Source organism: Streptomyces sp. NPDC043952, from assembly GCF_056435325.1.
On record NZ_JBWKES010000025.1, the window covers coordinates 5,111 to 19,086 of the forward strand.

At 72.0% G+C, this 13,976-nt stretch carries 14 protein-coding genes; 3 read left to right on the top strand and 11 right to left on the bottom strand.

Features of this window, described 5'->3' with window-relative positions; genetic code table 11:
• Positions 1-268: 268 nt before the first annotated feature.
• Positions 269-1,216 (bottom strand): ROK family protein, encoded by a 948-nt coding sequence (locus AC069R_RS24690; RefSeq protein WP_478768994.1) that lies wholly within the window; start codon positions 1,214-1,216, stop codon positions 269-271.
• A gap of 217 nt (positions 1,217-1,433) precedes the next feature.
• Between AC069R_RS24690 and AC069R_RS24695 the strand changes: the two genes are divergently transcribed.
• A complete protein-coding gene (locus AC069R_RS24695) occupies positions 1,434-2,483 on the top strand; it encodes a LacI family DNA-binding transcriptional regulator (protein ID WP_478768995.1) in 1,050 nt (349 codons plus the stop codon).
• A 192-nt stretch (positions 2,484-2,675) separates the two neighbouring features.
• Here the strand turns inward: AC069R_RS24695 and AC069R_RS24700 are convergent, their stop codons facing one another.
• The 5 genes from AC069R_RS24700 to AC069R_RS24720 all read right to left on the bottom strand — a co-directional run bounded on the left by AC069R_RS24700 (position 2,676) and on the right by AC069R_RS24720 (position 7,319).
• A complete protein-coding gene (locus tag AC069R_RS24700; RefSeq protein ID WP_478768996.1) occupies positions 2,676-3,974 on the bottom strand; it encodes a DUF6986 family protein in 1,299 nt (432 codons plus the stop codon).
• Between the two features lie 170 nt (positions 3,975-4,144).
• Entirely contained in the window at positions 4,145-5,107 is a 963-nt protein-coding gene (locus tag AC069R_RS24705; protein ID WP_478768997.1) for an electron transfer flavoprotein subunit alpha/FixB family protein, read from the bottom strand.
• 53 nt (positions 5,108-5,160) lie between these two features.
• Complete coding sequence (locus AC069R_RS24710; RefSeq protein ID WP_471060581.1) at positions 5,161-5,946, bottom strand: electron transfer flavoprotein subunit beta/FixA family protein; 786 nt, start codon at positions 5,944-5,946, stop codon at positions 5,161-5,163.
• A 229-nt stretch (positions 5,947-6,175) separates the two neighbouring features.
• Positions 6,176-6,685, bottom strand: coding sequence for a flavin reductase family protein (locus AC069R_RS24715; RefSeq protein ID WP_478768998.1), 510 nt, complete (start codon positions 6,683-6,685; stop codon positions 6,176-6,178).
• A gap of 208 nt (positions 6,686-6,893) precedes the next feature.
• Positions 6,894-7,319, bottom strand: coding sequence for a TlpA family protein disulfide reductase (locus tag AC069R_RS24720; RefSeq protein WP_478769052.1), 426 nt, complete (start codon positions 7,317-7,319; stop codon positions 6,894-6,896).
• A 206-nt stretch (positions 7,320-7,525) separates the two neighbouring features.
• Between AC069R_RS24720 and AC069R_RS24725 the strand changes: the two genes are divergently transcribed.
• Positions 7,526-8,254 carry a lysophospholipid acyltransferase family protein gene (locus AC069R_RS24725; protein ID WP_478768999.1) on the top strand — a complete coding sequence of 243 codons (729 nt, stop codon included), beginning with the start codon at positions 7,526-7,528 and terminating at the stop codon, positions 8,252-8,254.
• 82 nt (positions 8,255-8,336) lie between these two features.
• Here AC069R_RS24725 and AC069R_RS24730 read toward each other — a convergent pair whose 3' ends face one another.
• From AC069R_RS24730 to AC069R_RS24745, 4 genes are all read right to left on the bottom strand, one after another.
• The gene (locus AC069R_RS24730) at positions 8,337-8,930 is read right to left on the bottom strand and encodes a transglutaminase-like domain-containing protein (protein ID WP_478769000.1); all 594 of its coding nucleotides are present in this window, start codon (positions 8,928-8,930) and stop codon (positions 8,337-8,339) included.
• 86 nt (positions 8,931-9,016) lie between these two features.
• Complete coding sequence (locus AC069R_RS24735; protein WP_478769001.1) at positions 9,017-10,087, bottom strand: threonine aldolase family protein; 1,071 nt, start codon at positions 10,085-10,087, stop codon at positions 9,017-9,019.
• Positions 10,084-10,848, bottom strand: coding sequence for an SDR family NAD(P)-dependent oxidoreductase (locus AC069R_RS24740; protein ID WP_478769002.1), 765 nt, complete (start codon positions 10,846-10,848; stop codon positions 10,084-10,086). Before AC069R_RS24740 ends, AC069R_RS24735 begins: the two co-directional genes overlap by 4 nt.
• Positions 10,849-10,895: 47 nt before the next feature.
• Positions 10,896-12,293, bottom strand: a complete 1,398-nt coding sequence (locus AC069R_RS24745) for a DUF6421 family protein (protein ID WP_478769003.1) — start codon at positions 12,291-12,293, stop codon at positions 10,896-10,898.
• 393 nt (positions 12,294-12,686) lie between these two features.
• On the opposite strand from AC069R_RS24745, the gene AC069R_RS24750 reads away from it, so the two are divergent.
• Positions 12,687-13,370 (top strand): glycerophosphodiester phosphodiesterase, encoded by a 684-nt coding sequence (locus AC069R_RS24750; RefSeq protein WP_397987567.1) that lies wholly within the window; start codon positions 12,687-12,689, stop codon positions 13,368-13,370.
• 22 nt (positions 13,371-13,392) lie between these two features.
• Here AC069R_RS24750 and AC069R_RS24755 read toward each other — a convergent pair whose 3' ends face one another.
• Entirely contained in the window at positions 13,393-13,935 is a 543-nt protein-coding gene (locus tag AC069R_RS24755; protein ID WP_478769004.1) for a GNAT family N-acetyltransferase, read from the bottom strand.
• Positions 13,936-13,976: the final 41 nt, after the last annotated feature.

Here is a 13,976-nt window from a genome sequence, read left to right on the forward strand (position 1 = left end):
CAACGTCCCCCGCTGGCCCTGAGAGGGCTTTTCCCTTCCGGCGGTGCCCCCCCCGGCGACGGCGGGGCGCCCACCGCTGGAGGGCATGCGTCCGAACGGCGCCGGGCGTACGGGCCGTAGCCCTTCCCCACGCCTGTGACGGCCCACCGGCGACCACTCCGAACTCCTGTGGTGACCCACCGGCGGCCACCCCCACGCGATCGGCACGGCCGCCGTCCCGGCACCGGCGCCCGCATCCGCACCCGACTGGAGCCGCACCGGCACCCCGCTAGAGCCGCACCAGCCCCGGCCCCCTGATCAGCGCCGCCGCCGCGGCGCCCACCAGCCCCGCGTCCGTGCCCATCTGCGCGGGCACCACCGACAGCCGCCGTACGAACGACAGCGTGGCGTAGTCCGCGAGCGCCTGGCGCAGGGGTGTGAAGAGGACGTCGCCGGCCTTGCCGACCCCACCGCCGATCACCGCGATGTCGATCTCGACCAGGGTCGCGGTGGCCGCGATCCCGGCGGCGAGCGCCCGTGCGGCCCGCCGGAAGGAGGCCACGGCGACCGGGTCGCCCGTCCGTGCCGCGGCGGCCACCGCGGCGGCCGAGGCGTCGCCGTCCGGGCCCGGCCGCCACCCCCCTTCCAGGGCGCGGCGGGCGAGGTTCGGGCCGCTGGCGATCCGCTCCACGCAGCCGCGCGCGCCGCACGGGCAGGGGTCGCCGTCGAGGTCGACGCTGATGTGCCCGATGTGCCCGGCGTTGCCGGTCGGGCCGGGATGCAGCCGGCCGTTCAGGACCAGGCCGCCGCCGACGCCCGTGGAGACCACCATGCACAGCGCGTTGTCGTGGCCGCGGGCGGCGCCCAGCCAGTGCTCGGCGGCGGTGATCGCCACGCCGTCGCCGATCAGCTCGACGGGCAGTCCCCCGGTCGCCGACCGCACCCGCTCGACCAGCGGGAAGTCCCGCCAGCCCGGCACGTTCACCGGGCTGACGGTGCCCGCGGACGCGTCCACCGGACCCGCGCTGCCGATGCCGACCGAGCGGACCTGCCCCCACCGGGACGAGGCGGCGAGTTCGCCGAGCACCTCCTCGACGGCGCGCATGACCGTCTCGCCGTCCTGCCGGGCGGGCGTGGCGCGCTGGGCCCGCTCCAGGATCAGTCCGCGGCCGTCCACCAGACCGCCGGCGATCTTGGTGCCGCCGATGTCCAGGGCTGCCACGAGGTCGGTGCGCATCAGAGTCTGGTCTCCCCGTCGAACGATCAAAATCCATGGGCCAGGGCGGGCCGGCCGGGTGCTGGGGGCGCGGTCCCACGCAGAGCGGTCGTCAGTCTCTCGCGCATCTGACAACGTTGTCCAGGCTCTATGCTCGACGCCACATCCTCATACAAGCCCATGGGCCGCCCGCAGCACACCCCGTGGGGCCACGGACGACAGGACAGGACAGCGCATCGTGCCCAAAACCACCCGCCGCGCGGAACGCCATTCCGGGAACCGGTACGGCAACCGGCCGACGATGAAGGACGTGGCGGCGCGGGCCGGGGTGGGGCTGAAGACGGTCTCCCGCGTGGTCAACGGCGAGCCGGGGGTCACCCCGGACACCGAGCGCCGGGTGCGGGAGGCGATCGACGCGCTGGGCTTCCGCCGCAACGACAGCGCGCGGGTGCTGCGCAAGGGCCGTACGGCGAGCATCGGCCTCGTCCTGGAGGATCTCGCCGACCCCTTCTACGGCCCGCTGAGCCGCGCGGTGGAGGAGGTCGCCCGCGCGCACGGCGCCCTGCTGATCAACGGCTCCAGCGCCGAGGACCCGGAGCGGGAGCGGGAGTTGGCGCTCGCGCTGTGCGCGCGGCGGGTGGACGGCCTGGTGGTGATCCCGGCCGGGGACGACCACCGCTATCTGGAGCCGGAGATCCGGGCGGGCGTGGCGACCGTGTTCGTGGACCGTCCGGCGGGGCGGATCGACGCCGACGTGGTGCTGTCCGACAACTTCGGCGGCGCCCGCGACGGCGTGGCCCATCTGATCGCGCACGGCCACCGCAGGATCGGCTTCATCGGGGACATGCCCCGCATCCACACCGCGGCGGAGCGGCTGCGCGGCTACCGGGCGGCGATGGAGGACGCGGGGATACCGGTCGAGGACCGCTGGATGGCGCTCGGGGTGACGAGCCCGGAGCGGGTGCGCCGGGAGGCGCAGGAGATGCTGTGCGGACCCGAGCCCGTCACCGCGGTCTTCGCGGGCAACAACCGGGTGACGGTCACCGTGGTCCGGGTCCTGGCCGAGCAGTCCCGGCAGGTGGCCCTCGTCGGGTTCGACGACTTCGAGCTGGCCGATCTGCTGCGGCCGGGCGTCACGGTCGTCGCCCAGGACGCGGCGGCCCTCGGCCGTACGGCGGCGGAGCGGCTGTTCCGGCAACTGGACGGCGGGCTCGTCGCACCGGAACGCATCGAACTGCCCACCCGCCTGATCCCCCGCGGCTCGGGCGAACTGCCCCCGGCCGCCTGAGCCGCCCAGCCGTGGCCGGCGTCCGCCGCTCACCGGACTCCTCGGCCGCCCACCGCGTTACGGGAACTCTTGGGGGCCGTCTCGGAGGAGTGCGGTGAACGGGTGCGCCGCGAACCGGAGTTGTGAGGGCGGGGCGCCCCGCTGCTGGTGACAGGGCGGGGGCGAGACCGTACGTCGCCCGGAACTCGCGGGCTACTGCGTGGACGCGGTGAGATCGCCGCGGCGGGGGCCCGCGTACCCCTCCAGCTCCGTGCGGCCGAGTCCCGTGCGCTCGGTCACCTCGGTGGGGTCGAGGGCGCCGCAGTCCAGGCCGCGCAGCAGATAGCCGCTGAGGGCCTTGGCGGTGGCGGGCTCGTCCATGACGTCGCCGCCGGCGCGGTTGGCGTAGCGGGCGAGACGGGCGGCGGCCTGCTCGAAGCCCTCGCGGTAGAAGGCGAAGACGGCCGCGTAGCGGGTCGGGATGTGCGCCGGGTGCATGTCCCAGCCCTGGTAGTAGGCGCGGGCGAGGGCGCGCCGGGTGAGGCCGTAGTGCAGCCGCCAGGCGGCGTGGACCTGTTCGGTGGGGCCGACCGGGAGGACGTTGGTGGAGCCGTCCGAGACCCGGACGCCGGTGCCCGCGGCGGCGACCTGCATGACCGCCTTGGCGTGGTCGGCGGCCGGGTGGTCGCTCGCCTGGTAGGCGGCGGAGACGCCGAGGCAGGCGCTGTAGTCGAAGGTGCCGTAGTGCAGCCCGGTGGCGCGGCCCTCGGCGGCCTGGATCATACGGGCGACGGTCGCGGTGCCGTCGGTCGCCAGGATGGCCTGGCTGGTCTCGATCTGTATCTCGAAGCCGAGCCGTCCCGCGTCCAGGCCGTGCGCCTTCTCGAACGCTTCCAGGAGCCGTACGAAGGCGGTGACCTGCTCGGGGTAGGTGACCTTCGGCAGGGTCAGCACCAGCCCCTCGGGCAGCCCGCCCGCCGCCATCAGGCCGGTGAGGAAGACGTCGAGGGTGCGGATGCCCCGCGCGCGCACCGGAGCCTCCATGCACTTCACCCGGATGCCCATGTACGGCGCCGCGGTGCCCTTCTCGTACGCCTCGGCGATCAGCCGGGCCGCGCGGGCCGCGGCCGCGTCCTCCTCGGCGTCGGGGCGGGGGCCGTAGCCGTCCTCGAAGTCGACCCGCAGGTCTTCGATCGGCTCGCGCTCCAGCTTGGCGCGGACGCGGGAGTACACCGGTCCGGCCAGCTCGTCGGCGAGGCCGAGGACGGCGGCGAAGGAGGCGGCGTCGGGGGCGTGTTCGTCCAGCGCGGCCAGGGCCTGGTCGCCCCAGGAGCGGACCGTGCCGGCGGCGAAGGCGTCACCGGGGACGTAGACGGTGTGGACGGGCTGCCGGGTGCCGGGGTCTCCGGGGTAGCGGCGGGCCAGTTCCGCGTCGACCGGTGCGAGCGAGGTGCTGATCTCCTCGCCGACGGCGCCCGCGAGGCTGGTCGCCACCTTCTCCTGCTGACCCATCCCACACCCTCCAAGAATCCACCGAAATTCCGCTGTGCGGAATCAACAATCCGTAGAATGAAGTTATCCGGCGTCCTTCCGGCTGGTCAACACCCCCGCGCCGCCTTCAGGATGCACCGAGGCCCCCATGACCGCGCGGGTCAGGGGGGCCTCGGACAGCCTTCCGGCGATCAGCCCTTGCGGGCCTTGATCTCCTCGGTGAGCTGCGGCACCACGTCGAACAGGTCGCCGACGACGCCGTAGTCGACCAGCTCGAAGATCGGGGCCTCGGCGTCCTTGTTGACGGCCACGATGGTCTTCGAGGTCTGCATGCCGGCGCGGTGCTGGATCGCGCCGGAGATGCCGTTGGCGATGTACAGCTGCGGCGAGACCGACTTGCCGGTCTGGCCGACCTGGTTGGTGTGCGGGTACCAGCCGGCGTCCACGGCGGCACGCGAGGCGCCGACGGCCGCGCCGAGCTGGTCGGCCAGGGCCTCGATGATCGCGAAGTTCTCGGCGCCGTTGACACCGCGGCCGCCGGAGACCACGATCGCGGCCTCGGTCAGCTCCGGGCGGCCCGTGGACTCGCGCGGGGTGCGGGCGGTGACCTTGGTGCCGGTGGCCTTGTCGGAGAAGGTCACGGCGAGGGCCTCGACCGCGCCCGCGGCCGGGGCGGCCTCCACGGCGGCCGAGTTCGGCTTGACCGTGATGACCGGGGTGCCCTTGATGACACGGGACTTGGTGGTGAAGGACGCGGCGAACACCGACTGGGTGGCCACCGGGCCCTCGTCGCCGGCCTCCAGGTCGACGGCGTCGGTGATGATGCCGGAACCGATGCGCAGCGCCAGGCGGGCGGCGATCTCCTTGCCCTCCGCGGAGGACGGGACCAGCACGGCGGCCGGGGAGACGGCCTCGTAGGCGGCCTGGAGGGCGTCCACCTTCGGCACGACCAGGTAGTCGGCGTACTCGGACGCGTCGTGGGTGAGGACCTTCACCGCGCCGTGCTCGGCGAGGGTGGCGGCGGTGTCGGCGGCGCCGTTGCCCAGCGCGACGGCGACGGGCTCGCCGAGGCGGCGGGCCAGGGTCAGCAGCTCGAGGGTCGGCTTGCGGACGGCGCCGTCCACGTGGTCGACGTAGACGAGGACTTCAGCCATGGGATTGCTCTCCTGCGTAACGAAGTTGAGGGGCGGTCGGCGGGCGCGAACCCTTAGATGAACTTCTGGCCCGCGAGGAACTCAGCGAGCTGCTTGCCGCCCTCGCCCTCGTCCTTGACGATGGTGCCGGCCGTGCGGGCCGGACGCGCGGCCGCGGTCTCGACCTTGGTGAACGCGCCCTCCAGGCCGACCTCTTCCGCCTCGATGTCGAGGTCCGACAGGTCCCAGGACTCCACCGGCTTCTTCTTGGCCGCCATGATGCCCTTGAAGGACGGGTAGCGGGCCTCGCCGGACTGGTCGGTCACGGAGACCAGGGCCGGCAGCTGCGCCTCCAGCTGCTCGGAGGCGGCGTCGCCGTCGCGGCGGCCCTTGACGGTGCCGTCCTCGACCGAGACCTCGGAGAGCAGGGTGACCTGCGGGACGCCGAGGCGCTCGGCGACCAGCGCCGGGACGACGCCCATGGTGCCGTCGGTGGAGGCCATGCCGGAGACGACCAGGTCGAAGCCGGCCTTCTCGATGGCCTTGGCCAGCACCAGGGAGGTGCCGATGGCGTCGGTGCCGTGCAGATCGTCGTCCTCGACGTGGATGGCCTTGTCGGCACCCATCGACAGGGCCTTGCGGAGCGCGTCCTTGGCGTCCTCGGGGCCCACCGTCAGCACGGTGACCTCGGCGTCGTCCGCGTCCTCGGCGATCTGGAGCGCCTGCTCGACCGCGTACTCGTCCAGCTCGGAGAGCAGACCGTCCACGTCGTCGCGGTCGACGGTCAGGTCATCGGCGAAGTGCCGGTCGCCAGTGGCGTCGGGCACGTACTTCACAGTGACAACGATCCTCAAGCTCACGCCGGCTCTCCTACTGCATCGTGATTTCCTGGCTGCCTCTTGCAGGCAGCATAGGCGCCTGAAGCGGCCGATCCCGGTCGGGGCGTCAGCGCGCTCCGACCGGAATATTACTCGTCAGTACACTCAGTTCGTCCCCGCTAAGCAAGCGCTTTGAACTGTGACCTTCGCAACGCAGCGTAATCGGAACTCGACGGCCGTGCAGGGGAACGGGACGTGATCCGCGCCGCACTCAGTCGCGCAGCGCGGTGAAGCGGCCCTGGTGGTAGAGGAGGGGGCGGCCGCCGCCCGTGGGATCGCCGAGGACGACCTCGGCGAGCACGATCCGGTGGTCCCCCGCCGGGACGCGGGCGACGACCCGGCAGACCAGCCAGGCGAGCACGTCGTCGAGCACGGGCACGCCCTCGGGGCCGTCGTGCCAGACGGTGGGCGCGCCGAACCGGTCGGCGCCGCTGCGCGCGAAGGTGGCGGCCAGTTCGCCCTGGTGCTCGCCGAGTATGTGGACGCCGATATGGCCGGCCTCGGCTATCGCGGGCCAGCTGGAGGCCCCGGTGCCGATGCCGAAGGAGATCATCGGAGGCTCGGCGGAGACCGAGGTGAGGGAGGTGGCGGTGAAGCCGACCGGTCCGGCGGCACCGCGCGCGGTGATCACCGCGACACCGGCGGCGTGCCGGCGGAAGGTGGAGCGCAGCAGCTCGGGAGAGGCGAGCTGGGGGGTGCCGAGTTGGGGCAGGGCCGTCATGGAGTTGTCCTTCTGTTCGGGAGGGCGAGCGGGTCCGTGGCTGCTCAGCGGCCCGGACAGCAGGCGCTCGCGGTGCGCGCGAGGTCGACGTGGGCCCGCCCGTGGAGAAGGAGTTCGGTCGGCATACGGTCAGGCTGACGATAGGTGGCGCGCACAGTCAAGTGCGGTCCGGGAACTGGGATCTCTCTCACCTGGTGCTGAGTACCCCTCACACCGCCTCCCCCAGCGCCGCGATGACATCGGCCTTGCGGGGCTGCCCGGCGGCGCGGCGGACTTCTCTGCCGTGCGCGTCCAGGACCAGGACGGTGGGGGTCTTCCGGACCCCGAGGGCGCGTACGAGGTCGAGGCGGGCCTCGGCGTCGATCTCGACGTGGGCGACGCCGGGCACCATCGCGGCGACCTCGCCCAGGACGCGCCGGGTGGCGCGGCAGGGCGCGCAGAAGGCGCTGGAGAACTGGACGAGGGTGGCCCGTTCGCCGAGCGGGCCGCCGAGTTCGGTCTCGCCCAGCCCGGCCGCGTTCCGTCCGGCTTCGCGCCGGCCCGTTCCGGCGTCGTCGCGCCCGTTCACCCGTGCCCTCCCGCTCCGCCGCCGGTGCGGCACTCCAGGGGCGCCCGCTTCTGCGGGCGTGCGGATTCAAACAATCGGCGCGCCGTCGAGATTCCCGGCGTCCGGGTGAATCCCGTGCGGACGTGACGAGGATCTCGCCGCGGCCGGGCACCAGAACTGGCTACCCGTACGTTCTTCGGGCACGATCTGCGAGACGCCGTAAACCTACGGCCGCGTAACTTGTCCGCCGGGAGCCCCTTTCCCGAGCAGAGCAGAAAGGGTTCATCCCACCCATGGCAGAGCTGGTCTACCGTCCCGTCATCGGATTCGCCAAGACGCTGTTCAAAGTCTGGGATCTGAAGATCGACTGCCAGGGCTCCTCGAACATCCCGCGCTCCGGCGGCGCCGTGCTGGTGAGCAATCACATCAGCTACCTGGACTTCATCTTCAACGGCCTGGCCGCGCTGCCGCAGAAGCGTCTGGTGCGGTTCATGGCGAAGGAGTCCGTCTTCCGGCACCGGATCTCGGGTCCGCTGATGCGCGGCATGAAGCACATCCCGGTGGACCGCGGGCAGGGCGAGGCCGCCTACGCGCACGCGCTGGACTCGCTGCGTTCCGGTGAGGTCATCGGCGTCTTCCCCGAGGCCACCATCTCGCAGTCGTTCACCCTCAAGGGCTTCAAGTCGGGTGCGGCCAGGCTCGCCCAGGAGGCCGGGGTGCCGCTGGTCCCGATGGCGGTGTGGGGCACGCAGCGGCTGTGGACCAAGGGGCATCCGCGCGACTTCAAGCGCAGCCACCTGCCCGTCACCATCCGCGTGGGCGAGGCCATGGAGGCGGCGCGCGACCAGTACGCCGGGGCGATCACCCGCCGGCTGCGCGAGCGCGTGCAGGAGTTGCTGGACGCCGCCCAGCGCGCCTATCCGGGCCGCCCGAAGGGCCCCGAGGACTCCTGGTGGCTCCCGGCGCACCTGGGTGGTACGGCACCGACGGCGGACGCGCTGCGGACGGCCGACGCCCACTGAGGCACGCGCCGGTGCCGCCGCCGATGTGCGGCGGCACACGGTACGGCAACTCGCGGCGGGCGCCCGCCACTTCACGAGGGTGTCACGGGACGGACGGCAGTGCCCGGCCCAGGGCCTCGCGGTCGGGAGCGGTGCGCAGGGCGGCGAGGACGGCCGGGTGCGCGGCGGCGTACAGCAGCGGGTGGTCCAGCTCGCCCGCGGCGGGGTCGGGGGTCCAGGCGAGCCGTTCGCCGGTCAGCGAGAACCGCGCGTCGACGCCGGGTTTGTTGCCGCGCGGGTCCTGGCGGTGCCAGGACCCGCGGAAGCGGACGGCGACCAGGCCGTGCAGCACATGCCCGTCGCCGTCGTCGTCGCGCAGGCGCTGGTAGCACAGGGCCGTCGGGATGTCCTCGGCGCGCAGCAGGGCCGTCAGCGCGTGTGCCTTGGCGTGGCAGATGCCGGTGCGGCGCGCGAGCACGTCGGAGGCGCGCCAGGTGACACGCGGGTCGCCGGTGTCGGCGGAGTGCGGGATGGTGTCGCGCACGAACTCGTAGGCGAGGCGCGCATAGGCATACGAGTCGGCCGCGTCGGCGGCCAGCCGGGCGGCCGTCTCCCGGACCATCGGGTGGTGATGGTCGATGACCTCATCGGCGGCCAAGTAGGCGGAGAGGTCCGCGGTTTCCTGGATCAGCTGCATGCCCGCAGAGCATAGGAATGCGATCACCCGACCGTCAATGACTTTTCAGGTGACCGCATACCTATGCACTCTTCGAGGCGCCTGGTTCAGCGCGCCATCTCCTCCTTGACCGCCGCCACGAAGGTGTCGACGTCCTCCTCCGTCGTGTCGAAGGAGCACATCCAGCGCACCGTGCCCGCGGCCTCGTCCCAGAAGTAGAAGCGGAAGCGCTTCTGGAGCCGCTCGCTCACGTCGTGCGGGAGCTGCGCGAAGACGCCGTTGGCCTGCACCGGGTAGAGGATCTCCACGCCGTGCACCGCGCGCACGCCCTCGGCGAGCCGCTGGGCCATCTCGTTGGCGTGCCGGGCGTTGCGCAGCCACAGGTCCTTGGCCAGCAGGGCCTCCAACTGCACCGAGACGAAGCGCATCTTGGAGGCGAGCTGCATGGACAGCTTGCGCAGGTGCTTCATCTTGCGCACGGCGTCCTGGTTGAGGACCACGACCGCCTCGCCGAACACGGCGCCGTTCTTCGTCCCGCCGAGCGAGAGGATGTCGACGCCGACCGCGGTGGTGAACGTGCGCATCGGCACGTCCAGGGAGGCGGCCGCGTTGGCTATCCGGGAGCCGTCCAGGTGCACCGTCATGCCGTGCGCGTGGGCGTGCTCGCAGATCGCGCGGATCTCGTCGGGCGTGTAGAGCGTGCCCAGCTCCGTGGACTGGGTGATCGAGACGACCTGGGGCATCGCCCGGTGCTCGTCCTCGTAGCCCCAGGCCTGCCGGTCGATCAGCTCGGGGGTGAGCTTGCCGTCCGGCGTGGGCACGGTGAGCAGCTTGAGCCCGCCCATCCGCTCGGGCGCCCCGCCCTCGTCCACGTTGATGTGCGCGCTCTCGGCGCAGATCACCGCGCCCCAGCGGTCGGTGACCGCCTGGAGCGCGACCACGTTCGCGCCGGTGCCGTTGAAGACCGGGAAGGCCTCCGCGGTGGCGCCGAAGTGGCTGCGGATGATCCGCTGGAGGTTCTCGGTGTACTGGTCCTCGCCGTAGGCCACCTGGTGGCCGCCGTTGGCCAGGGCCAGGGCGGCCAGCACCTCCGGGTGCGCCCCGGCGTAGTTGTCACTGGCGAAACCGCGGACCTCCGGGTCGTGATGGCGACGCGCGTCGGTCTTGGGAGGGTTCACGGCTTCTCGGTCAGCCACAGACGGTTTCCGTTCAACTCGGCGGCGGACTTGCTCCAGACGCCCTCGATGGCCTCGGCCAGGTCCTTGACGTCCGTGAAGCCCGCGAACTTCGCGTTGGGGCGTTCGGCGCGCATCGCGTCGTGCACCAGCGCCTTGACCACCAAAATCGTAGCCGCCGACGTCGGGCCCTCGGCGCCCTCCGCCTTGCCCGCCTTGCGGAAGTAGTCCGCCATGGCCAGCGTCCACGCCTCGGCGGCGGCCTTGGCCGCGGAGTAGGCGGCGTTGCCCGCGGTGGGCCTGGACGCGCCGGACGCGCTGATCAGCACGTAGCGGCCGCGGTCGCTGCGCTGGAGGGCCTCGTGGAAGGCGAGCGAGGTGTGCTGCACGGTGCGCACCAGCAGCAGCTCCAGGAAGTCCCAGTCGTCGAGGCTGGTCTTGGTGAAGGTCTCGCTGCCGCGCCAGCCGCCGACCAGGTGCACCAGGCCGTCGACGCGCCCGAAGTCCTTCTCGATGTGCTCGGCCCACTCACGGGTGGACTGGAGGTCGAGCAGGTCCACGGTGTCGCCCGTGACCGTGGCGCCGCCGGAGGCATAGCGGGCCGCGTCCACGGCCTCCGAGAGCCGCTGCGGGTCGTTGTCCGCTCCGACGACGGTCGCGCCGGCCTCGGCCAGGCGCAGCAGCGTCACCCGGCCGGCGGGTCCGCCCGCGCCGGCCACCGCGATCACCGCGCCGCTGAGCGCCCCGTTCGACCCGTTCCCCATGATGTTCCCCTCTTCGGCAGTGATGTGTGTGGTCGTCGCGTCGTCCGTCACGCGGCGAGCCGCTCGGCGCTGTCCGCCGTGATGCCCTTGGTGGAGGCGATCACATTCTTCAGCTTCTTGGACAGGGCCTCGAAGAACATGCTCAGCGGAAACTCGTCCGGAAGCACGTCGTCGACCAGCTTGCGCGGCGGCAGGGTCAGGTCCAGCGCGTCGGGACCCTTGGCCCACTTGGAGCCGGGGTGCGGGGCGAGGTACTCGGACACCAGCTGGTAGCCGGCGAACCAGTGCACGAGCTTGGGGCGGTCGATGCCGTCGCGGTACAGCTTCTCTATGTCGGCGCACAGCTGGTTGGTGACCTGCGGGGCGCGCTCCCAGTCGATGGAGAGCTTGTTGTCGGTCCAGCGCACCACGTCGTGCTTGTGCAGGTAGGCGAAGAGCAGCTGGCCGCCGAGACCGTCGTAGTTGCGCACCCGGTCGCCGGTGACGGGGAAGCGGAACATGCGGTCGAACAGCACCGCGTACTGCACGTCACGGGCCTGCGGGACGCCGTCGGCCGCCAGTTTCACGGCCTCCTTGAAGGCGGTGAGGTCGCAGCGCAGCTCCTCCAGGCCGTACATCCAGAACGGCTGGCGCTGCTTGATCATGAACGGGTCGAACGGCAGGTCGCCGTGGCTGTGGGTGCGGTCGTGGATCATGTCCCAGAGCACGAACGCCTCTTCGCAGCGCTTCTGGTCGTGGACCATCGCGGCGATGTCCTCGGGCAGCTCCAGGCCCAGGATGCCGACGGCTGCGTCGGTGACGCGGCGGAAGCGCGCGGCCTCGCGGTCGCAGAAGATGCCGCCCCAGGAGAAACGTTCCGGCGCCTCGCGGACGGCGATGGTCTCCGGGAAGAGGACGGCCGAGTTGGTGTCGTAGCCCGAGGTGAAGTCCTCGAAGGTGATGCCGCAGAACAGCGGGTTGTCGTACCGGGTGCGCTCCAGCTCGGCCAGCCACTCGGGCCAGACCATGCGCAGCACGACCGCCTCCAGGTTGCGGTCGAGGTTGCCGTTCTGCGTGTACATCGGGAAGACGACCAGGTGCTGGAGTCCGTCCACGCGCCGTGCCGCGGGGTGGAAGGCCAGCAGGGAGTCCAGGAAGTCCGGCACCCCGAAGCCGCCCTCGGCCCAGCGGCGCAGGTCCTCGACCACGGCCTCGTGGTAGGCGGCGTCATGCGGCAACAGCGGCGAGAGCTGCTCGACGGCCTCGGCGACACGGCGCACGGCGGCCTCCGCGTCGGCCTTGGCAGGCGCGCCCTCGGCGTCGAAGTCGATCGAGCCGTCCGCCGACTGCCATGGCCGGATCTGCTCCACGGCATCCTTGAGCACGGGCCAGGCGGGGTGCTCAACCACCCTGGCCTGCGAAGAAACCTGCCCCTCCGCACCCGACTGCACAAGAATTTCCGTCATTTTCCATCCTCCACGGCAGAACCTCGCGTATGGACACCGTATGCATACCCCGATTCCCCCATCAAGAGGCGGCGCAGGAGATTTTGCTGTCCAGAGACATGGTCACCGACATTTTTCCTGCCGTAAACCGTGACAGCGCTCACTTTCGACCGTCCGGCCGGGGACGAGGGAGGGGTGATATCCGGCCTGTCAAGCGCGCGGGGACTCGCCCACGCGTGGGTGAAGCCGCGCGGGGGTAGCAGCCAGTCACCGTCCGGGGCGCGCCCAGATCGTCCGCGCGCATGCGGGTTCATCACGGGTCGGGGCCGTTAGGCTGCCATCTGCCCGCACGGACGACGGCGTCCGCCCGTCGCCGCGCGTGCCGAGCCGCCGTCGACGGAAGCGAGTCGAACCTTGAACTTCCTTACCATCGGTCACCGCGGGGTCATGGGCGTGGAGCCCGAGAACACCCTTCGTTCCTTCGTCGCCGCGCAGCGGGCCGGCCTCGACCTGATCGAACTGGATCTGCACCTCAGCAAGGACGGCGCCCTGGTCGTCATGCACGACGCCGAGGTGGACCGCACGACCGACGGCTCCGGGCCGATCGCCGAGAAGACCCTCTCCGAGCTGCGCGCGCTGGACGCGGGGCGCGGGGAGCGGGTGCCGGTGTTCGAGGAGGTGCTGGACGCGGTGGACACGCCGCTCCAGGCCGAGATCAAGGACGTGGCGGCGGCGCGCGAGCTGGCGCGGGTGATGCTGGAGCGCGACCTGGTGGGGCGGGTGGAGGTGTCCTCGTTCCACGACGAGGCGGTCGCCGAGATCGCGCGGCTGGTGCCCGGCGTACGCACCGCGCTGATCGCCGGGCGCTACGGCCCCGAGGTGGTCGAGCGCGCGCTCGCCGTGGGCGCGCCGACCCTGTGCCTGGACATCCGCAGGCTCACCCTGGAGACGGTCGAGCACGCGCGGGCGGCCGGGTTGCGGATCATCGGCTGGACCGTCAACACGCAGGACCATCTGCGGCTGGTCCGCGCGCTCGGGCTCGACGGGGCGACCACGGACTTCCCGGAGATCAAGCGCACCGGCCGGTTCACGGCGTAGCCGGCGCGCTCCCCGGCCGCGTTCAGCCGAGCTTCTTGACCAGCAGCTCGAACTCCAGGTCGGCGCGCTGCGGGATACCGAAGCGCTCGTCGCCGTACGGGAACGGGGACATCTTTCCCGTACGGCGGTAGCCGCGGCGCTCGTACCAGGCGATCAGGTCCTCCCGTACGGAGATGACGGTCATGTGCATCTCGGTGACGCCCCACGCCGCGCGGGCCTGGCGCTCGGCCTCCGCGATGACGGTCTTGCCGAGGCCCGCCCCCTGGAGCGTGGGGCTGACCGCGAACATGCCGAAATAGGCGTGCTCACCGCGGTGTTCGAGCTGGCAGCAGGCGACGATACGGCCGTCGCGCTCGACGGTGAGCAGTCGGCTGTCCGGCGACTTGATCACTTCGAGGACGCCCTCGGGGTCGGTGCGCTGCCCCTTGAGGATGTCCGCCTCCGTGGTCCACCCGGCCCGGCTGGCGTCGCCGCGGTACGCCGACTCGATCAGCACGACCAGCGCGTCGACGTCGGCATCGGTGGCGTCTCGGAAGGTGAGGCCGGGGGCGGCGGCGCTGTGCATGGGGGCGGTTCTCCGATCTCGGGTGTGGCTGGGGCTGGGTC